Annotated in this window: 16 protein-coding genes; 5 read left to right on the top strand and 11 right to left on the bottom strand. The window is 66.8% G+C overall.

Features of this window, described 5'->3' with window-relative positions:
* The first annotated feature begins 206 nt into the window (after positions 1-206).
* Both CXX84_RS14205 and sufU read left to right on the top strand, forming a co-directional pair.
* On the top strand, positions 207-1,532 hold the full coding sequence (locus tag CXX84_RS14205) for a SufS family cysteine desulfurase (protein ID WP_102977371.1): 1,326 nt from the start codon (positions 207-209) through the stop codon (positions 1,530-1,532).
* Between the two features lie 23 nt (positions 1,533-1,555).
* Entirely contained in the window at positions 1,556-2,005 is a 450-nt protein-coding gene (gene sufU / locus CXX84_RS14200) for a Fe-S cluster assembly sulfur transfer protein SufU (RefSeq protein ID WP_102977370.1), read from the top strand.
* 109 nt (positions 2,006-2,114) lie between these two features.
* Here sufU and CXX84_RS14195 read toward each other — a convergent pair whose 3' ends face one another.
* Genes CXX84_RS14195 through CXX84_RS14185 form a run of 3 tightly spaced genes read right to left on the bottom strand, consistent with a single transcriptional unit; the run spans position 2,115 to position 4,389 of the window.
* Complete coding sequence (locus CXX84_RS14195; protein ID WP_102977369.1) at positions 2,115-2,336, bottom strand: SCO4848 family membrane protein; 222 nt, start codon at positions 2,334-2,336, stop codon at positions 2,115-2,117.
* Positions 2,337-2,339: 3 nt separating this feature from the next.
* Positions 2,340-2,837: a DUF2505 domain-containing protein gene (locus tag CXX84_RS14190; RefSeq protein ID WP_102977368.1), complete on the bottom strand. Its 498-nt coding sequence runs from the start codon at positions 2,835-2,837 to the stop codon at positions 2,340-2,342.
* A 43-nt stretch (positions 2,838-2,880) separates the two neighbouring features.
* The gene (locus CXX84_RS14185) at positions 2,881-4,389 is read right to left on the bottom strand and encodes an SDR family oxidoreductase (protein ID WP_102977367.1); all 1,509 of its coding nucleotides are present in this window, start codon (positions 4,387-4,389) and stop codon (positions 2,881-2,883) included.
* A 221-nt stretch (positions 4,390-4,610) separates the two neighbouring features.
* Here CXX84_RS14185 and mfd point away from each other — a divergent pair, with 221 nt between their 5' ends.
* Together mfd and CXX84_RS14175 are read left to right on the top strand one after the other, a co-directional pair.
* Positions 4,611-8,291, top strand: coding sequence for a transcription-repair coupling factor (gene mfd / locus CXX84_RS14180; protein ID WP_102977366.1), 3,681 nt, complete (start codon positions 4,611-4,613; stop codon positions 8,289-8,291).
* A gap of 3 nt (positions 8,292-8,294) precedes the next feature.
* On the top strand, positions 8,295-9,110 hold the full coding sequence (locus tag CXX84_RS14175; protein ID WP_189337603.1) for a metal-dependent hydrolase: 816 nt from the start codon (positions 8,295-8,297) through the stop codon (positions 9,108-9,110).
* Between the two features lie 75 nt (positions 9,111-9,185).
* Here the strand turns inward: CXX84_RS14175 and CXX84_RS14170 are convergent, their stop codons facing one another.
* The 6 genes from CXX84_RS14170 to nirB form a co-directional block, all read right to left on the bottom strand.
* Entirely contained in the window at positions 9,186-9,485 is a 300-nt protein-coding gene (locus tag CXX84_RS14170) for a hypothetical protein (RefSeq protein ID WP_223253101.1), read from the bottom strand.
* Positions 9,486-9,538: 53 nt separating this feature from the next.
* Positions 9,539-10,264: a deoxyribose-phosphate aldolase gene (gene deoC / locus CXX84_RS14165; protein ID WP_102977364.1), complete on the bottom strand. Its 726-nt coding sequence runs from the start codon at positions 10,262-10,264 to the stop codon at positions 9,539-9,541.
* Positions 10,265-10,474: 210 nt separating this feature from the next.
* Positions 10,475-11,332: an FAD-dependent oxidoreductase gene (locus tag CXX84_RS14160; protein ID WP_102977363.1), complete on the bottom strand. Its 858-nt coding sequence runs from the start codon at positions 11,330-11,332 to the stop codon at positions 10,475-10,477.
* Between the two features lie 217 nt (positions 11,333-11,549).
* A complete protein-coding gene (locus CXX84_RS14155; protein WP_102977362.1) occupies positions 11,550-12,701 on the bottom strand; it encodes a uroporphyrinogen-III synthase in 1,152 nt (383 codons plus the stop codon).
* A gap of 14 nt (positions 12,702-12,715) precedes the next feature.
* Positions 12,716-13,750, bottom strand: a complete 1,035-nt coding sequence (cobA, locus tag CXX84_RS14150; protein ID WP_102977361.1) for a uroporphyrinogen-III C-methyltransferase — start codon at positions 13,748-13,750, stop codon at positions 12,716-12,718.
* Positions 13,751-13,752: 2 nt separating this feature from the next.
* Entirely contained in the window at positions 13,753-16,383 is a 2,631-nt protein-coding gene (gene nirB / locus CXX84_RS14145; protein ID WP_102977360.1) for a nitrite reductase large subunit NirB, read from the bottom strand.
* A 271-nt stretch (positions 16,384-16,654) separates the two neighbouring features.
* Between nirB and nirD the strand changes: the two genes are divergently transcribed.
* Complete coding sequence (gene nirD / locus CXX84_RS14140; protein ID WP_102977359.1) at positions 16,655-17,038, top strand: nitrite reductase small subunit NirD; 384 nt, start codon at positions 16,655-16,657, stop codon at positions 17,036-17,038.
* A gap of 6 nt (positions 17,039-17,044) precedes the next feature.
* Here the strand turns inward: nirD and CXX84_RS14135 are convergent, their stop codons facing one another.
* Together CXX84_RS14135 and CXX84_RS14130 are read right to left on the bottom strand one after the other, a co-directional pair.
* On the bottom strand, positions 17,045-18,805 hold the full coding sequence (locus tag CXX84_RS14135) for a phospho-sugar mutase (RefSeq protein ID WP_189337602.1): 1,761 nt from the start codon (positions 18,803-18,805) through the stop codon (positions 17,045-17,047).
* 102 nt (positions 18,806-18,907) lie between these two features.
* Entirely contained in the window at positions 18,908-19,726 is an 819-nt protein-coding gene (locus CXX84_RS14130; RefSeq protein ID WP_102977357.1) for a purine-nucleoside phosphorylase, read from the bottom strand.
* Between the last annotated feature and the right edge of the window lie 115 nt (positions 19,727-19,841).

Genomic DNA, 19,841 nt, shown 5'->3' with positions numbered 1-19,841 from the left:
AAGTTTCCGGTCTCCGTGACCGGGCCAGACGGGGCCGGCGACGTTAGAGTCTTCTGAGACCGAGACTCTCCCCCCAGCCGTCGCCGGCCCTCCATTCCGCGGGCTGAAGCCCGGAGCGGATGCGGCGGCTGCCCCTCCAGGGCGGCCGCCACAGCTGTGCTATGGGACAATTGAGTGTCATTGGCTGGCATCTCAAGGAGTTAATTTTGGCCGTAGTATCAACGCCTCCCACGCTGGAACGCGCCCTGCCGGTCATGGACAACGCGGAAGTTCTCCGCATCCGCAACGATTTTCCGGTCCTGGACCAGGTGGTTAACGGCCACCCGTTGGTCTACCTCGATTCCGGCGCCACCTCGCAGAACCCGCTGAGCGTCATTGAAGCTGAACAGGAATTCTACGAACAGCGCAACGCAGCTGTTCACCGGGGGGCCCACCACCTTGCCGTGGAGGCCACCGAGGTCTTTGAGGATGCCCGGCAGACCGTCGCCGATTTTATCGGCGCTGAGTACGCGGAGACCGTCTGGACGTCGAATGCCACGGAAGGCCTCAACCTGCTGAGCTATGCGTTCTCCACTGCAGGACTCTGGGCTGCGCAGGGCCGCGGTGATGCAGGGCTCAAGGAGCTTGCGCTGAAGCCGGGCGACGAGATCGTGGTTACCGAAATGGAGCACCACGCCAACCTGATTCCCTGGCAGGAACTGGCGTTCCGCACCGGTGCCACGCTCCGCTACATCCCCGTCGACGACGCCGGATCGCTTCGCATGGACGTGGCCGCGGAGGTGATCGGCAACCGTACCCGGGTGCTGGCGTTCACCCACGCGTCGAATGTCCTGGGCACCATCAACCCGGTCACGGATCTTGTGGGGCTGGCCCGGCGGGCCGGCGCCCTGGTGGTTCTGGACGCCTGCCAGTCCGCCCCGCACCTGCCCCTTGACGTCAAGGCACTCGACGTCGACTTCGCCGTCTTTTCCGGCCATAAGATGCTTGCACCCACGGGGATCGGGGTGCTGTACGGAAAGCAGGAGCTCCTGGACATCCTGCCGCCCTTCCTGACCGGCGGTTCCATGATCACTACCGTCACCATGGAACGTGCTGAATATCTGCCCGCACCCCAACGTTTCGAAGCCGGAACACAGCGGATCTCACAGGCTGTGGCATTGGCGGCAGCGGCGAACTACCTGACTGAAACGGGACTGGCCAGGATCCACGAATGGGAAGCCGGGCTGGGCCAGCGCATGGTTGCCGGGCTGGAGTCGATTCCGGGAATCCGGGTCCTCGGCCCTGCCGCCGGCCAGGAACGCATCGGACTGGCTGCTTTCGACGTCGACGGTGTCCACGCCCATGACGTGGGGCAGTTCCTGGACTCGCGGGGGATTGCCGTGCGGGTGGGCCACCACTGCGCCCAGCCGCTCCACCGCAAGCTGGGGCTGACCGCAACCACCAGGGCCAGCGCGTACTTGTACAACACGACGGACGACGTCGACCAGTTCCTGGATGCCGTAGCCGGTGTGCGGGCCTATTTCCGCGCTTAGCAACGAAAACCGAAAGTACCACTATGAGCCTTGACCAGTTGTACCAGCAGATCATCCTGGACCATTCCAAAGTCCGGCACGGCAGCGGCCTCGCCGGGACAGATGCACCCGAGGGTGCAACCACCGGGCAGTCGCACCAGCTCAACCCGGTGTGCGGTGACGAAGTGACGCTCAGGGTGGCAGTCGCGGACGGGAAGGTCACCCAGGTCTCATGGGACGGGGCGGGCTGCTCAATTTCCATGGCCTCCGCATCCGTTCTCAGTGAAATGGCTGAAGGCATGACCGTCCCGGAACTGCACCAGGTCATTGACAGCTTCCGCGACGTCCTGCGGTCCCGGGGCAAGATCGCGGCGGATCCTGAACTGCTGGGGGATGCGGCAGCGTTTGAAGGGGTGGCCCGTTATGCGGCCCGGGTCAAGTGCGCCATGATTTCCTGGGTTGCCGCCGAGGACGCACTGAACCAGGCCGCCTGACTCCCGCTCCCTCCACCCGGCTGCACGGGCTGCCCCGCTGCACGAAAAGGCCCTCCTCCCGCCGGGAAGAGGGCCTTTTACCTGGGGATCGTGCCCCCGGTGCTGTTCTTCAGCCGGCCATGGCCATGATGCCGATGACCGCAGTGGCGGCGCCCAGCACCATGGAGATGCTGACCAGCACCACGTGGACGGTGAGGAACTTCGTGGCCTTGCCGGCAGAGTCCCGGGCACGGGGATCCTTCATGACCCGGCGCAGGAACTGCGGCCAGACCACCAGGGACCAAACTCCTGCAATGATCAGGACCAGCGATGCAACGACGGGCAGTTCCATTGGCTAGTGGCTTTCCAGCCAGGCCTGCGCCTGCTTGGCCTGCAGGTTCAGGGCCTTGGCCACCATGGGCTCAGCGGCGTCGGCGATCTTCCCGCCAAGGAACGGCACAGAGGATTTCACGGCACCTTCAAGTTCCACGCGGGTTCCGCCATCGGCAGTCACCAGCCGCTGTACGGCGGTGACATCGACGGGTGCGCCGGCGATCTTCAACGAGATGGTGCTCTGGCGGGAGCCGTCCGCCGCCGGGGCGTCCCACTTTTCCACCTGCGTCACCTTGAGCTGCTCACCCACGAACTTCCGGGCGAATTCGGGAAGGCGGGTGGTGGGAAGGGTCCGCACCGAGGTGGCGCTGAAGGATCCGGCAAGGTCTCCGTCAACGGTGAACGACTCCAGCGAGCCGCCTACCAGCTGGCTGACGTGGCGCTGGAAATCCTCGTTCACCAGGACGGCTGCGACGCTGTCGACAGAGTGCGGAAGGGTGGTGGTTGCGCTCAAGGCCATGGGTCCTCCTGGGACATGCGGAACGGTTTTTGCTCCCCACATCCTACGGGGTCCGCGCTGCGCGCTCCGCATCCCCGATCTCCTGCGCAGCGCTGGTGATGTTCCGGGCCATGGCCGGAAAGATCAGGCTGTGGAAAGGAAGCACAGCCAGCCAGTACAACCGGCCGCTCAGGCCCTTGGGGAAGAAGATGGCCCGCTGCCGGTAGCGGCTGCCCTTCCCGTCCGGCTCCACGGAAAGCTCCAGCCAGGCCCGGCCCGGGGCGCGCATCTCGGCACGGAGCCGCAGCAGCCTGCCGCGGTCGATCCGTTCAACACGCCACCAGTCCACCACCTCCCCGACTGCGAGGGAATGGGGATGCCGCCGTCCCCGCAGGAGCCCCGCGCCGCCGGTCAGCTTGTCCAGCCAGCCGCGAACCTGCCACGCCAGCGGGAGGGAATACCAGCCGTTCTTCCCGCCGATACCCTCAATGACCGTCCATACGTCGGCCGGATCAACGTCGCCATGGAAGGTCCGCTCATCCATGTACACCTTGTGGCCGGCCCACTCGGGGTCGCTGGGCAACGGATCGGAGGATGCACCCGCATTTGCCCACGTGGTCTGCACCTGGCCGTCGCGTTCCTTGCCAAGCGCCAGGGCGACGGCGGTGCGGTAGTCGGTCAGGCCGCCGTCGGGCTGTGGAATGTACTGGTCGATGTCGTGCTCATCCGAGACCGCGTCATGCTGCAGGGACTGGACCAGCGGCACGGCCATGGACAGCGGGATGGGGGTGGTGAGGGCAACCCACATGCCGGCCAGCTTCGGGGCAGGGACCGGCAGGGCCAGCACCACCCTGTACGGCAGGCCGGCTTCCGCCGCGTACTCCTTCATCATTCCGGCGTACGTGAGCACCTGGCGGCAGCCGATGTCGAACGTCCGGTTGATCGGGCCGGCCAGGGAAGCCGCGGACACCAGGTAATAGAGAACGTCCCGCACCGCGATGGCCTCGATCCGGTTGCGGACCCAGCTGGGTGCCGGCATGAGCGGCAGCGTCTCGGAGAGGTGGCGGATCATTTCAAACGAGGCGGAACCTGAACCGATAACCACCCCTGCCTGGAACACGACGGCATCCACGGGACTATCGAGGAACACCTTGCCCACAGCCTCCCGGGAACGCATGTGGGTGGACAGCTCCACTCCTGTGGGGTGGAGCCCGCCCAGGTAGACGATCCGGTCCACGCCTGCTGCCGTTGCGGCATCAGCGGCCGTCCTGGCCATGGCCTGTTCTTTGGCCTCAAAGCCCTGCCCCGCGGCCATGGAGTGCACCAGGTAGTAGAACACGTCGACGCCGGCCAGCGCCTGGCGGAGGGCGTCCCCGTCGTCGAGGCTGCTTTCCACCACGTCCACGTCGTCCCGCCACGGCACCCCGGCGATCTTGTCCGGAGACCGCACCAGGACCTTGACCGTGTGCCCGGCCTCCAGGAGCCTGGGCACCAGGCGGCCGCCGATGTAACCGGTGGCCCCGGTGACCAGGACCGTTTTCGATGTACGCGCAGTGTTGCTGGGTTCGGTCATGTTGACTCCTTCTCGTCCACAGGCCATTCGGAGCGGCCAGCAGTCCGGACTGCTTCTCCTGGACATTGGCGCCGGCGTCACCTGCCCGCCCCTGCCAGCCTAGACCTGTGCCAGCCCGCATTGTCGTTGCTGCGCGGTAGGCTGGGTTTACCCGGGATTCGCAGCGAATTTCGGGTTTTCGCGTTGCCTGCGATCCGTTGAACACCACAGGAGCTTTTGCCATGAGCCTTCCAGGCCCGTCCACCGCCGGCCAATCCAGCGCAGGCCCGTCGCTGGACGGGCTCCGCCGTGCCCTCGCCCCGGACCAGACGTTTGCCCGCGTCCGGGCCGAGGCTGCCCGCGGCTTCGACGTCCGGGGCCAGGATTACCAGATCAGTGCACCCGCCGGCCTCCGTGCGGTACTTCTGGCCGAGATGGCGGACGGGATTACCGCCTCCCACGCCCCGGGCGAAGGGCACGACGGCGGCTCCGGAGTGGTGCTGGCGGTCACCGCGACCGGCCGCGAGGCTGAGGACCTGACGGCGGCGTTGCGGGCATACCTCCCTGCCGACTGCGTGGCGGAGTTCCCCAGCTGGGAAACCCTCCCGCACGAGCGGCTCTCCCCGCGTTCGGACACAGTGGGCCGGCGCCTCTCCGTGCTGCGCCGCCTGGCGCACCCGGAAACCTCGACGGCGGGACCGCTCCGCGTTGTGGTGGCACCGGTCCGCGCGGTGGTCCAGCCCGTGGTGGCCGGCCTGGGCGAGCTGGTACCGGTGACTTTGAAGGTGGGCCAGGAGAAACCCTTCACCGAGGTGGTGCGAAGCCTGGCTGATGCCGCCTACGCCAGGGTGGACATGGTGACGCACCGGGGTGAGTTCGCCGTCCGTGGCGGCATCATCGACGTCTTTCCGCCCACGGAGGACCACCCCATCCGGGTTGAATTCTTCGGTGACGAGGTAGACCAGATGCGCTGGTTCGCGGTGGCCGACCAGCGCTCGCTGTCCTCACCCGGCCTGCACCACCCCACCGAACTGCACGCGCCGCCGTGCCGTGAAATCCTCATCACCCCGTCGGTGATGTCCCGGGCCGCCACCCTCAAATCCCAGCTTCCTGCAGCGGCGGACATGCTGGAAAAGATCGCCGGCGGCATCGCCGTGGAGGGTATGGAATCACTGGCGCCGGTGCTGGTCGACTCCATGGTTCCATTCGTGGACCAGCTGCCCGCAGGCTCAATTGCGGTGGTCATCGAACCGGAAAAGGTCCGGACCCGCGCCCATGACCTGGCCGCCACGAACGAGGAATTCCTTGAGGCCGCCTGGTCGACTGCCTCGGACGGCGGGGCTGCCCCGCTTGACCTGAGCTCGCAGGCAAGTGCAGCGCTCCATTCCGCGAGCTTTCGCTCGCTGGCCGAAACGCGCAGATCTTCGCTGGAACACGGGGTGTCCTGGTGGTCCATCACGTCCCTGGCACAGGACGAGGAACTGCTCCCGGAGATTGACGTCCTGAACCTGCACGCGCGCGAACCCCGGGGCTACCAGGGCGACGTCGCGGAAATGATGGACTTCATCGGCTCGCACGTCCGCGACCAGTGGCGCATCGTTGTGGCCACCGAAGGCCCCGGCCCCGCCCAGCGCCTGGCGGAGCTCTTCCACGAGAACGACATTCCCTGCGCCCGCGTGGACAGCCTGGACCACGAGCCGCAGGCGGGCATCATCGAAGTGACCACCGCCGCCGTCGGACGCGGCTTTGTCCTGGACGGGCTGAAACTCGGCCTGCTGACGGAAGCCGACCTGCTGGGCCGCACCTCTGCCGGGTCCACCAAGGACATGCGACGGATGCCCTCCAAGCGCCGTAACGCCGTGGACCCGCTGCAGCTCGTTGCAGGCGACCATGTGGTCCATGAGCAGCACGGCATTGGAAAGTTCGTGGAGCTGATCCAGCGCAAGGTGGCCGGCGGCGGCGACGGTGTGCGCGAGTACCTGGTGCTGGAATACGCGCCATCCAAGCGCGGCGCCCCGGGGGACCGGCTGTTCGTTCCCACCGACCAGCTGGACCAGGTGACCCGCTACGTGGGCGGAGACACCCCGGTGCTCAGCAAGATGGGCGGCGCGGACTGGGCCAGCACCAAGTCCAAGGCCCGGAAAGCCGTCAAGGAGATTGCCGGTGAGCTCATCCGGCTGTACTCGGCCCGGATGGCTTCACGCGGGCACGCCTTTGCACCGGACACCCCCTGGCAGCGCGAGCTGGAGGAAGCTTTCCCGTACGTGGAGACGCCGGACCAGCTGACCACCATCAACGAGGTCAAGGCGGACATGGAGCGCGAGATCCCCATGGACCGGCTGGTCTCCGGCGACGTTGGCTACGGCAAGACGGAAATTGCCGTACGGGCCGCTTTCAAGGCAGTGCAGGACGGCAAGCAGGTGGCCGTGCTGGTCCCAACAACCCTGCTGGCGCAGCAGCACTACGAAACGTTCACCGAACGTTTCTCCGGCTTCCCCCTGCGCGTGAAGCCGCTCTCGCGCTTCCAGGCGTCCAAGGAGGCCAAGGAGACGGCGGAGGGCGTCAAGAACGGGAGCGTGGACGTGGTGATCGGTACCCACCGGCTGCTGTCCAAGGACTTTGAGTTCAAGGACCTCGGCCTGGTGATCGTGGACGAGGAGCAGCGCTTCGGCGTGGAGCACAAGGAAGCGCTCAAGAAAATGCGCACCAACGTGGACGTGCTGGCCATGAGCGCAACCCCCATCCCGCGAACCCTGGAAATGTCCCTCACGGGCATCCGTGAAACCTCCACGCTGGCTACCCCGCCGGAGGAACGGCATCCGGTCCTGACGTACGTTGGCCCGTACACGGACAAGCAGACCTCTGCCGCCATCCGCCGGGAGCTGATGCGCGAAGGCCAGGTCTTCTTTGTCCACAACAGGGTGTCCACCATCGAACGCACGGCTGCAAAGATCCGCGAACTGGTACCCGAAGCACGCGTGGAGGTGGCGCACGGCAAAATGTCCGAGAGCCGGCTGGAGCAGATCATCGTTGACTTCTGGGAGAAGCGCTTTGACGTGCTGGTGTGCACCACCATCATCGAAACCGGCCTGGACATCTCCAACGCCAACACCCTGATCGTGGACGGCGCGGACAAGTACGGCCTGTCCCAGCTTCACCAGCTCCGCGGCCGTGTGGGCCGTGGCCGGGAACGCGCTTACGCCTATTTCCTGTACCCCTCGGAGAAGCCGTTGGGGGAGGTGGCACTCGAGCGGCTGAAGGCCGTAGCCACGCACAACGAGCTCGGCGCGGGCATGCAGCTGGCCATGAAGGACCTGGAAATCCGCGGCGCCGGCAACCTCCTGGGCGGCGAGCAGTCCGGCCACATCCAGGGTGTCGGCTTCGACCTCTACATCCGCCTGGTGGGCGAGGCTGTGGCCGACTTCCGCGGCGAGGCCGAGGAAAAGGCCGCCGAGATGAAGATCGAACTGCCGGTCAATGCCCACCTTCCGCACGACTACGTGCCGGGGGAGCGGCTGCGCCTGGAGGCCTACCGCAAGCTTGCCTCCGCGCTCACCAACGAGGCCATCGACGAAGTCCTGGCCGAACTGGTGGACCGGTACGGCGAGCCGCCCCTTCCGGCCCAAAATCTGGTGTCCGTGGCCCGCTTCCGAGTGGGGGCCAGGGAAGCCGGCTTGTCCGACGTCGCCCTGCAGGGGAACTTCATCAAGTTCTCGCCCGCAACCCTGCCGGAATCCAAGGTCATGCGCCTGAACCGGATGTACCCGGGGTCCCAGTCCAAGCCGGCCCTCGATGCGGTGCTGATCCCCAAGCCGAAGACCGCAAGGATCGGCGGCAGGGACCTGCAGGACGCAGAGATCCTGGAATGGGCCAACGGCGTGATCCGCAACATCTTCTCCGACCAGCCGCTGACAGTGGCCTGACGGATGATGGGGGGACACCACGCCGCGTCTGGAGCCGCGGCGTGGGTGGCTATTGCCTCAACAGGGCCGTACACCCTCGGCTGGTACCCGCTGGATGCCACCGGGATCCTGATCGGCGGAATGGCGACGGCGGGAACGGCCCTGGTGTGCGACTGGGACCACCGGCACAGCACGGTGGCGAATTCGCTGCCGCCGCTCTCCAACATCATCGCCGTCGGGATAGAGAATGCCAGCGGCGGGCACCGCCAGGGAACGCACTCGGTCCTCGGGGCGGCGTTGTTTGTGCTGCTGGCCACGCTGGCAGGCCAGGTCCAGCTGCAGACGGAGTGGGGGCTGCTGTCCATCGGCGCGGGGCTGTTGTGCATGTTCATGATCAACATCGCGGCGAAGGCCCTGAAACTGTTTCCCAAGGCAGGGTTCATCAGCAACTGGATCTTCGCCCTGACCATGGCCGGGCTGGTCACCTGGTTTGCTCCGGACCAGTGGACGTGGCTTCCGGTTTCCATGCTGACCGGCGTGGTGGTGCATATTGTGGGGGACCTGGTCACCACCGGCGGCGTGCCCCTGCTCTGGCCGCTGGTGGTCCGGCCGCCGAAACCCCTCCGGCGGATGCCCCTGCTGCGCCAGGTCTGGCGGCCCAACGGGGCGCTGTCCCTCCCGCTGCTTGGCCGGGCCGGGTCGAAGCGCGAGTGGCTTGTCCTGATCCCCGTGAGCGCGTATGCCATGGTTGGGCTCGCGGTGGCCGCGTGGTCCATCGCGGAAGTCCACTGGGGCAGGGCCGCAGACGCCGCCCTGGCCTGGACACGTCTGTGGCTGTGAGAACCAGTCCTGGACTGGCGGTTTAACCGGCGAAACCCCCGGAGGTCATCCGGGGGTTTCGGTGGAGCCGGGGTTTTAGTGCTCGCCGGCGGAGTCTGAACGGCCCAGGATGCTCTGCGGAACCCAGAAGGCCAGGGCAAAGAGGATAATGCAGACTGCCATGGGCCAGGGGTTGTCCAGGGTGAGGAAGGACAGCGAGTATACGGCTCCGAGGAACAGTGCCAGCATGACGGCAAAAAGGAGAATGCTCGTACCGAGCTTGTTCTCGTTCTGGGGTGTGCGGACGGTGTCCTGGTTGGACAGCGTGCCCTGCCGGGCTGATGATCCGTGGTTGGAACCCGTGCCGTCGTTGGACGCCGTAATCTTGCTGGACATTCGTTCCTCCTCGGCCCCGCGGGGCTCAATCTGTGGCGGCGGCGGAGTTGCCGTCAGTAGGAAGATGAACCCTGTTCACCCTTCACAATGGCAATTCCGGAGCTGGCACCAATACGTGTTGCACCTGCAGCAATCATAGCCTGCGCATCCTCGAGGGACCGCACCCCGCCGGAGGCCTTGACACCCAGGCCGGGCCCCACAGTTCCGCGCATCAGCGCGATGTCCTCTGCCGTGGCGCCGCCGCCGTTGAACCCGGTGGAGGTTTTGACGAAGTCGGCACCGGCCTCGGCAGCTGCTTCACAGGCCAGGACCTTCTGGCTGTCTGTGAGCAGAGCTGTTTCGATGATGACCTTAAGGATGGCCCCGCTGGCGTGGACTGCCTCGGCCACCGAGGCGATGTCCTCGATCAGTGCGCCCTTGTCCCCGGCCCTGGCAGCGGCGATGTTGATGACCATATCCACTTCATCGGCTCCGTCCAGTACGGCGCCCCGGGCCTCAAAGGTCTTGACGTCGGTGGGCGTGGCGCCCAGGGGGAACCCCACCACGGAGCAGGTGAGGACGCCGGAACCCTTGAGGGCCGTCTTCACGGTCTTGACCCAGATAGGGTTGACGCACACGGACTTGAAGCCATATTCCGCCGCTTCCGCGCAGACCTTGAGGACGTCAGCCTCTCCCGCCTCGGGCTTCAGGAGTGTGTGGTCGATATAGGAGGCGATGCTGCCGGAACCGGCGGTGCCGGCGGCTGCAGTCTTAACGGAAGGGGTGGCTTCGTTGCTCATGATGGTCCTCTCCAAGGGCCGGTGCGCCGGGCGTTGTAACGCCCTCGACTCAGTTCGTGAACCATCTTGCCACAGCGGGGACCACCCTAAACCTGCGGCACAGGACAGCGCGGGGCGCAGGACAGCGCGGGGGACGGGACCACCCGTGGCCACATCCCGCCTGGGGCCTCTGCCCAGCGGGCCGCACATGGCCCCGCGTTGGCGGGGAGCTCAGGCAGCGGCCTGCAGCGGCCCCGGAGCCGAGGCGGCCGTGATCAGTTGTGTGGCGCAGGCGCCGGCAGCGGAAGCGGCGGCAACCAGCAAACCCAGCCGGACGCCGTCGAACGCTGCTGCATCCCCGATGGCCCAGATGCCGGCAACCGAGGTCCGGAAGTCCTGGCTGATGACGATCCCGCCGCTGGCTGCGGTCCGAAGCCCGGCGCTGGCGGCCAGGCCGTCCCGGGAGATGCGGTCCTCGGCCAGGACCACCAGGTCCCCGTTCATGCTGCTGCCATCTTCGAAGATCACGGCAGAGGCAGCCAGTCCGGAAGCTGACGCGCCGGGAATAACCGCCGCAGGACGGGCTGTGGTGCGGATGGGGCGGACGCCCCGGGCACGCAGCACAGCTTCAGCCTGCCCCGCCGCCGCACCGTTGCCCACCAGGATTCCCAAGGGGCGGCGGCCCAGCTCCCTGGTTACCTCGCTGACGGCCTCGCCAATGCGGGCGGCGTCATCGATGGTGGAGTAGCTCAGGCACTGGCCGGCCCCGTCAACCGGGTTGGCCACGGGGGCTGATCCGGTGGCGATGACCAGCTGGTCGTAACCGAACTCCATGCCGTCTGCCGTGGCCACGGTGCGGTTGACGGGGTCGATGTGGCTGGCAGGCTGGCCGAACCGGACGGAAACCTGGGGGAGCAGCGCCAGCTCCAGCAGTTCCTCCGGGGTGTCGTCCCGGTTGCTCAGCACCGTGATGGTGCCGCTGAAGCGGGCGCGGTCAAGCTGACTGACAAGTGCCTGGGCAGCAGGCCCTGCGCCCGCAATGACGATGCGGGTGGTGGGAGCAGTGGAGGTGGGTGCCGGAGCGGACATGTGCTGGCCCTTTCGCTGGCGGCCGGAAACGGCCGGAACTTCGTGATGGAACCCAGCGTAGGCGCGTGCTTTTACCGTTGTGTTTCCCCGCAGTTGCCGTTTTGCGGCCCCGTGTTCGCCAGTGTTTACCGGCCGGTAACAGAACCTGTGACGTGCTTCTCATCCCACCTGCAATCGACACAATCGCACGCGGCCGCGTCAGCTGGATGGAGTACCCCTAGACCCGGATGCGGTAGCCGCGCTTCACAACGGTTTCCACCAGCCGTCCGTCGGGCAGGGACGACCGGAGCCGGCTGACTGTCATGTCCAGGGCGTGCACCGATCCGCGCAGTTCCAGCAGGTCGGACAGCGATTCCCGGGACAGGACGGCGCCGCCGGCACCGAGCAGGGCACGGAGCAGGAGCAGGGGTGCGGGAGCGAGTTCAACGGCCTGGCCGTTGACGCGCAGGCAGCGGCCGCGCAGCTCGATGCTGCCGGACCTCGTGTCCAACCGCCGGACGTGGTTGAGCGCGAGGTGCTCGCAAACCAGCCGGATGAGGGCGCCCATCCGGAAACGCTCGGGAATCAGCGGGGTCACGCCGGCGTCGAGCAGCGGCTGCGCCGTGACCGGACCCACCACTGCCGTAGTGACGTTCGTCTTCAGGCTCTCGATCAGCTGCTTGTACACGCCCATCTCGTGGGCCGTGCTCCACATCGCATCGACGGCGGGTGCGCTGGTGAAGGTCAGGACGTCCAGGTTTCCGCTGCAGGCTGCCTCGATGAGCCGGGGAAGCCTGTCCTCGCCGTCGGGCTTAACCCAGCGGTAGGGCGTGACCGTCAGGACCGTGGCGCCGGACATGCGCAGGCGCTCCAGCTGCCGCACATCCGTGTAGCCGTGCAGCTGAACGGCTACAGTCTTGCCGCGTACGCCTTCAGCCAGCAGCATGTCCACCAGTGTTGCGGTGGTTTCGTCGCTGCTGATTCCGACGTCGGCAAGTCCCGCAGCGCGCACGGCGCCGCGGGCTTTGGGCCCCCGCACGAACATCCGGCAGGCGCCGAGCGTTTCCAGGAGCTGCTCGCCGATACCAAAGGAATCGGCGGCCTCGCACCACCGGCGCATGCCGTAGGCGGTGGTGGCGATGCAGAGGTCCGGCTGGGCGTCGATGATGGCCCTGGTGTCCTCGATGAGCCGCATGTCCTCCTGCACGGGGGCGATCTTCAGGGCGGGGGCGTGCAGTACTTCCGCGCCGCGGCGTTCCAGGGCCTCGATCAGGTCCTGTGACCGGCGGTGCGAGGTGACACCGATGCGGAAGCCCTCGAGGGGTGATTCGGCGGCAGTGTCCGTTGCTTCGTCAACCTGCGGAGGTTCGGCCGGTGCAAGTGCAGTCATGGGGGTCAATCCTTTCATGAACCCAGCAGCGAGGCCGCCAGCCTGTCGAGGTCGGCGGCGGCCTCCGCATGCCCGCGGTTGGCCTCAGCCACCCGGACCACCTCGCCGATCACCAGGACGGCAGGGTTGCTGCACCCGGCGGCGGCGGAGGTGATGGTGCCGAGATCTGCGATGGTGGTGCGCTGCCCGGGACGGTAGCCGCGCTCCACCACGGCCATGGGCATGTCCGGCCGCATTCCGGCCCGGCGGAGTCCTGCGGCGAGCTGGTGGAGGGTTCCGATGCCCATCAGCACCACGATGGTGCCGCCCAGTCCGGCGAGGTGCGTGTGCTCTTTTTCCGTGAGCGGGGCGTGGCCGGACACTACGGTGAACATGTGGCTGACTTCCCGGTGGGTCACGGGGATGCCCGCAGCGGCGGGGACGGAAATCGCGCTGGTGACGCCGGAGATGACCTGGACTTTGACGCCGGCGGCAACACAGGCGGCAACTTCTTCGCCGCCGCGGCCGAAGACGTACGGGTCTCCGCCTTTGAGCCGGACCACGTTGTTGCCCGCCAGTGCGCTTTCCACCATCAGCTTTTCGATGTCGGACTGGCTCACCTTGTGGTGGCCGGGCTTCTTGCCGACATCCACCAGTTCGGCGGACGTGAGGGACGGCAGTTCCTGGTACGGGGCCAGGCGGTCATAGAAGACAACATCGGCATCCCGCAGTGCCCTGACGGCGGCGACAGTGAGCAGCTCGGCGGTGCCGGGCCCTCCACCCACCAGGGTGACCTGGCCGGGTGCGCCGGCGGCGGGCTCGGCGGCCACCGGAATTCCGGTCTCCCGGCACCTGCCGAGCAGGGCTTCCCAGCCCGGCTGGCCGTCGTCGACCGCTGCCACGAGGAAAGGGCGTTCGGGCAACGGGCCGTCATGGGCTGCGCCCTGCGGCGTGCTGAGGCGGTAGACGACGGCGCCCGCGGCTTCATAGCGGCGTACGGCCTGCCGCGCTGCGGCATCCGACCCGGTGACCAGGACGTCCCTGCCGGTGAGATCAATGCTGAGCTGCATGCCTATACCTCGTTCTCGTTGCCGGGCCGGACGGGGATGGAGGCGCCGATGAGGACCTTGCCCTTCTCCTCGGGTGTAGCCGGGCGCATCTGGCCGCGTTCATCGGGGACGAAGGTGATGGAGTCGTCCTTCTGGTCGGGGGCGTTGACGAAGGAGCGGAACCGGCGCAGGCGCTCGGGGTCCTTGAGGGTGTCGGCCCACTCGTCAATGTACGTGTCCACGTGCTTGGCCATGGCCGCCTCGAGGTCCGCCGCGATGCCCAGGGTGTCCTTGACCACGACGTCCTCAACATGCTTGATGCCGCCGTCGAGCTCTTCCTGCCAGCGGGCTGTTCGCTGCAGGCGGTCCGCCGTGCGGATGTAGTACATGAAGTAGCGGTCGATGTACTTGATCAGCGTTTCGTCGTCCAGGTCCTTGGCCAGCAGCTGGGCGTGGGCCGGGGTGGCACCGCCGTTGCCGCCGACATAGAGGTTCCAGCCGTCCGCGGTGGCAATGACGCCCACGTCCTTGCCGCGGGCCTCGGCGCATTCGCGGGCGCAGCCGGAGACGCCCATCTTCAGCTTGTGCGGGCTGCGCAGTCCGCGGTAGCGCAGCTCGAGCTGGATGGCCATGGCCACCGAGTCCTGGACGCCGAAGCGGCACCAGGTGGAACCGACGCAGGACTTCACCGTACGCAGGCTCTTGCCGTAGGCCTGGCCGGATTCGAAGCCGGCGTCCACCAGTTCCTTCCAGATTTCCGGCAGCTGTTCCAGGCGGGCACCGAACATGTCGATCCGCTGGCCGCCGGTGATCTTGGTGTACAGGTTGTATTTTTCGGCCACGGCTGCGATGACGCCCAGCTTCTTGGGGGTGATCTCGCCGCCGGCGATCCGGGGGACCACCGAGTAGGTGCCGTCCTTTTGCATGTTGGCCAGGGCGCGGTCATTGGTGTCCTGCAGGGTGCCGCGGCCGGCATCGAGGACGTAGGCGCTGTTCTGGCTGGCCAGGATGTTGGCGACCGTCGGCTTGCAGATGTCGCAGCCGGCGCCGGTGCCGTACTTGGCCATGATCTCTTCGAACGAGGTGAGCTCCAGGACCCGGATGGCGTCGAAGAGTTCCTGGCGGGACAGGGCAATGTGCTCGCAGAGGGCCTTGGAAACCTCGACGCCGGACTTGGTCAGTTCGGTTTCCAGCAGCTTCTTCAGCATGGGGACACAGGAGCCGCACTGGGTGCCGGCGCGGGTGCAGCCCTTCAGCTCACCGAGTTCCTGGACGGGCGCGTTGCCCTCGCAGGCTCCACAGCCGTTGATGGCATCGCGGATGCTGCCGGCGGTGACGTTGTTGCAGGAGCAGAGGGTGGCGTCGTCCGGGAGTTCGGTTTCGGGGGCATCGCCGCCGCCGGCGGCGGTGAGGTAGGCGCCGGGCTCGGCCGGGAGTTCACGGCCAAGGAGGGGACGCAGGCTGGTGTACGGGGTGGCGTCGCCTACAAAGATGCCGCCCAGGAGCGTCTTGGCGTCATCGGTGGTGACGATCTTTTGGTAGATACCGCGGGCGGGATCGGCATAGACGATTTCGAGGGCGTGCTCGGTTTTGGCGAAGGCGTCACCGAAGCTGGCCACGTCCACGCCGGAAAGCTTCAGCTTGGTGGCGGTGTCAAAGCCGGGGAACGTAGCCTCACCCCCGTGGAGGCGGTCGGCGACGATTTCAGCCATGGTGTTGGCGGGGGCCACCAGGCCCAGGCACATGCCGCCAAAGTTGGCTACTTCACCGATGGCCCAGATGCCGGGTACCTCCGTGGCACAGTAGTCATTGATGACCACGCCGCCGCGCTGGCCGAGGCTGAAGACCTGCTCTTCGCCTTCGGGAGCCCGGAACAGTTCATCGCGGGGACGGACACCGATGGCCACGATGACCAGATCGGCGTCGATAACGCGGCCGTCTGCCATCAGCACGCCGGTGACCTGGCCGTCGTCGTCAGACAACACTTCGGACGGGAAGACGCCGCCGTGGACTTCGAAGCCTTTGGCCTTGATCAGCCGGCCCATTGCCTGGCCGGCGCCTTCGTCGAGCTGGGTGGCCATGAGCCACTGCGAGCCGTCGATGACGATGGGGTTGGCGCCCAGCTGCTCGGTGCCGGCCGCGGACTCGAGTCCGAGAAGGCCGCCACCGATGGTGACTGCGTTGACCTTGCGGCCCAGTTTCTTCGTGAGTCCGGTCATGGCCTCGTTGATGGCCCAGACGTCTTCGAGCGTGCGGTAAACATGCGTGTGCTCGGCACCCGGGATGGGCAGCCGGGCGGCGTTGGAGCCGGTGGCGACCACCAGTTCGTCGTAGTCGAAGGTATTGCCGGCGGCAGTTTCCACTGTCTTGGAGCCGGTGTTGATCCTGACCACGCGCTCGCCGGTTTTCAGCTCGAGGGAAGGGTGGTCCCACATGGACGCCGTCCCCAGGGTCAGGTCCACGTCCTTCCGGGTAAGTGCCTTGGACAGTGCCACGCGGTCATACGGCAGGTGGGCTTCCTCGGTGAGGACCGTGACCTGCCAGCCATCGAGGCCACGTGCATGCATGGCGTCCGCAAAACGGTGGGCCGCGGGGCCGCCGCCGGCGACGACGATGCGGCGCGGAGTCTCTGTGCTTGAAGTCTGTTCGGTCACTGATGGGCCTTTCGCATGGGCCGCAGTGGGACTGCAGCCTTCTCTGTCGAGCTGTCCATCCAGACTAGGGAGACGCAGTTTCGCTTCAGTTTCCCAATTGTTTCGCCAACTTAACTTCTGCATCACAAACGCGTTTCCGGGCGGGTGAGGTGTCTTTTACGCGCCCGACACATTCATTGCATGCCTTTGAAACACCCGGGACCTAGCGTGGTTCACGGCTGCAGAACGCGGCCATTGCGAACGATGCAACGCACAGGGAGAGGGGCCGGACATGACGGCAACACTGGAACTTGGGGCACTCGAGGCCGGCTTTGACGAGACCGCAGCCGGAACCGGCGGCTGGCACAGCGTCTGCCGGGTGGAGGATCTGGAACCCGCCTGGGGCGAGGCGGCGCTTATTGCCGGACGCCAGATCGCCCTGTTCCGCACCGGCGCCCAGGAAGTATTTGCGGTAGCCCACGAGGACCCGGCCACGGGAGCACACGTCATGGCACGCGGAATCGTGGGTTCGCGCGGCGACCGTCCCACCATTGCTTCACCGCTGCACAAAGAGGTTTACGATCTTCACACCGGCGAATGCCTCAGCAGCCCGGGACCGGGCCTTGCCACCTTCCGCACCCGCGTTGCCGGCGGCGTCATCGAGGTTGAGCTCTAGCGGCCGCTACAGTCCCAACGCCTCGCTGACGTCGCGGAGTACGTCGTCCAGCGCTGTCCGGACCGCCTGCCGGGCCTCCGGCAGCTCCGCGGCGGTGCCCACGTGGTGGATCACCTCGAGGTAGCACTTGAGCTTAGGTTCGGTGCCGCTGGGGCGGATGATCACCCGGGTCAGGTCCCGGGTGACATACAGCAGCCCGTCCGTGGGCGGAAGCTGCTCACTGCCCTCGGCCAGGTCGGTATAAACCTCAACAGCGGAAGACCCGAACGTTTCCGGCGGGGAGACCCTCAGCCTGTTCATCATGGCGTCCAGGAGCCCCAGGTCCGCAACCCGGATGCTGAGCTGGTCACTGGCGTGCAGGCCGTGCTGCAGGTACAGCTCGTCCAGCGTGTCAAAGATGGTCTTGCCGTCAGCCTTAGCGGCTGCGGCGAGTTCGGCGATCAGCAGGGCAGCCGAAATGCCGTCCTTATCCCTGACCAGGTCCGGCGCCACGCAGTATCCAAGCGCTTCCTCGTAGCCGTATACCAGCCCGGGAACCCGGGAAATCCACTTGAACCCGGTCAGTGTTTCCTGGTGGTCATAACCGGCCGCAGCAGCAATGCGGGCCAGCAGCCGGGACGACACAATGGAATTCGCGAACACTCCCCGCGCGCCTTCTTCCGTGCCGCCGTCGTCCTTCATCCTGTCCGCAGCCAGCCGGGCCGCAACATGGGCTCCCAGCAGCGCCCCTACTTCATCACCGCGGAGCATGCGCCAGGCACCGGTGTCCGGGTCCTTTGCTGCAACGGCTGCCCGGTCGGCGTCGGGATCGTTGGCAATCACGAGGTCAGCGTCAAGGCGTTCCGCGGCCTCCAGGGCCAGGTCCAGGGCGCCGGGTTCTTCCGGGTTAGGAAAGCTGACGGTAGGGAAGTCAGGGTCCGGTTCAGCCTGCTCAGCCACCAATGTGATGTCCTTGAAACCTGCAGCGTTCAACACTGCCAGTGCAGTCCCGCCCCCCACGCCATGCAGGGGCGTCAGGACAATGCGCAGGTCGCGGGCCGGGAACTCCTCCGGCAGGGCAAGCGCGGCCGTCGCCCGCTCGTAGTCGGCTGCAAGGGATTCGTCCAGGACAGTCCAGCCGGAGGGTGCGAGGGCAATCGCGTCCAGCGGCCCCACGGCGTTGATCCGGGCTGCGATGCCGGCGTCGTAAGGGGTGACGATCTGGGCGCCATTGCCACTCTCCGGCACGGCATGGCGGCCCAGGTACACCTTGTAGCCGTTGTCCTGCGGCGGGTTGTGGCTGGCGGTCACCATGACTCCGCCATCGCACTCCAGCGCCCTGACCGCGTAGGCCAGCAGGGGAGTGGGCAGCGCAGCCGGCATCAGGAACGTCTCTATTCCCGCGGCAGTGAAAATGGCCGCGGTTTCCTCCGCGAAGATGTCCGAGTTGTGCCGGGCGTCGTAGCCGACGACGGCGCGCGGCGGGGTTCCCGGCGACGCCTCGCCTACCGCCGAAACCAGGAAGTCCGCCAGACCGGCCGCGGCCCGGCGCACCACCACCCGGTTCATCCGGTTCGGGCCCGGACCCAGGGCGGCGCGCAGCCCTGCGGTGCCGAACTGCAGGGTGCCGCGGAAGCTGTCCTCGAGTTCCTGGCGCGCTGCCGGAACCCCGTCCTCCACCCGCCGGACCAGTTCAAGGAGCGAAGCCGACGTCACCGGATCGGGGTCTTGGGCAGCCCACTCGCGGGCGTCGTTGAGCAGGCGGAGATCGGCATCGGAAGACGTCATGGGCATAAACCTATCGTTGTTGGCCGTCGAGTTCCTGCAAACCGGGGTCGCTGGGGGTCCCTTCCGGCCTTCGCGATGGGCCGGAACTGACCCCGCTTTTGTTTAGAGCCTGCCGATGATTTCGGCGAGCAGCTTTGAGATCCGCGGACCCGCGGCCTGCCCGGACTCGATGACCTCCTGGTGGCTCAAGGGCTCGGGGCTGATGCCGGCGGCAAGGTTAGTGACGAGCGAGATGCCGAACACTTCCATTCCGGCGTGGCGTCCGGCGATGGCCTCCAGCGCCGTCGACATCCCCACCAGGTCGGCGCCGATGCGCTTGGCGTACTGCACCTCGGCCGGCGTCTCATAGTGCGGGCCGGGGAACTGGGCGTAGACGCCTTCCCCAAGCGTGGCATCGACTTCACGTGCCAGGCCGCGGATCCGGGACGAGTAGAGGTCCGTCAGGTCCACAAAGGTAGCGCCCTCGAGCGGCGAGGCCGCAGTGAGGTTGATGTGGTCGCTGATCAGCACCGGGGTGCCCGGGCTCCAGTTTTCCTGCAGCCCCCCGCAGCCGTTGGTCAGCACCAGGGTCTTGCAGCCCGCGGCGGCCGCTGCGCGGATCCCGTGCACTACCGCGCGGACGCCCTTGCCCTCGTAGTAGTGCGTCCGCGCTCCCAGGACGAGGGCCCGCTTGCCATCCTTGGTCAGCACAGACCGGATGGTGCCCACATGGCCTTCCACCGCCGGGGCATGGAAACCGGGGACCTCTTCGGCGGACAGGGTGGCGGTGGTCTCGCCGATCAGGTCGGCTGCTTCGGCCCAGCCTGAGCCGAGCACCAGGGCGACGTCGTGGCTGTCCACGCCGGTTTCCTCGGCGATGTAGTCGGCGGCGGCACGGGCCGCGACGAAGGGATCGGTGTTCAGGAAGTCAGTTGTACTCACTGGTACAAGCTATCCTGCTGCCCGTGGTGGCGCCCACCCCTGCCGACCGTCATCCCCGCCCGTTGCTGAGAGAACGTTTTCTTTGGTGGTGCGGGGGAGTTGCAGGAGAATGAAT

Origin of the sequence: Arthrobacter sp. AFG7.2, from assembly GCF_002892835.1 — a bacterium.
GTDB lineage: Bacteria > Actinomycetota > Actinomycetes > Actinomycetales > Micrococcaceae > Arthrobacter.
This window is presented reverse-complemented; position numbering and strand designations above follow the sequence as displayed.

Coding starts and splice junctions, on each gene's coding strand:
- CXX84_RS14170 (WP_223253101.1), bottom strand. CDS start 9,485: ATGTCCAGCAAGATTACGGCGTCCAACGACGGCACGGGTTCCAACCAC.
- cobA (WP_102977361.1), bottom strand. CDS start 13,750: ATGCAGCTCAGCATTGATCTCACCGGCAGGGACGTCCTGGTCACCGGG.
- CXX84_RS14185 (WP_102977367.1), bottom strand. CDS start 4,389: ATGACCGAACCCAGCAACACTGCGCGTACATCGAAAACGGTCCTGGTC.
- sufU (WP_102977370.1), top strand. CDS start 1,556: ATGAGCCTTGACCAGTTGTACCAGCAGATCATCCTGGACCATTCCAAA.
- CXX84_RS14135 (WP_189337602.1), bottom strand. CDS start 18,805: ATGACGTCTTCCGATGCCGATCTCCGCCTGCTCAACGACGCCCGCGAG.
- nirD (WP_102977359.1), top strand. CDS start 16,655: ATGACGGCAACACTGGAACTTGGGGCACTCGAGGCCGGCTTTGACGAG.
- CXX84_RS14160 (WP_102977363.1), bottom strand. CDS start 11,332: ATGTCCGCTCCGGCACCCACCTCCACTGCTCCCACCACCCGCATCGTC.
- CXX84_RS14155 (WP_102977362.1), bottom strand. CDS start 12,701: ATGACTGCACTTGCACCGGCCGAACCTCCGCAGGTTGACGAAGCAACG.
- mfd (WP_102977366.1), top strand. CDS start 4,611: ATGAGCCTTCCAGGCCCGTCCACCGCCGGCCAATCCAGCGCAGGCCCG.
- CXX84_RS14175 (WP_189337603.1), top strand. CDS start 8,295: ATGATGGGGGGACACCACGCCGCGTCTGGAGCCGCGGCGTGGGTGGCT.
- CXX84_RS14190 (WP_102977368.1), bottom strand. CDS start 2,837: ATGGCCTTGAGCGCAACCACCACCCTTCCGCACTCTGTCGACAGCGTC.
- deoC (WP_102977364.1), bottom strand. CDS start 10,264: ATGAGCAACGAAGCCACCCCTTCCGTTAAGACTGCAGCCGCCGGCACC.
- CXX84_RS14195 (WP_102977369.1), bottom strand. CDS start 2,336: ATGGAACTGCCCGTCGTTGCATCGCTGGTCCTGATCATTGCAGGAGTT.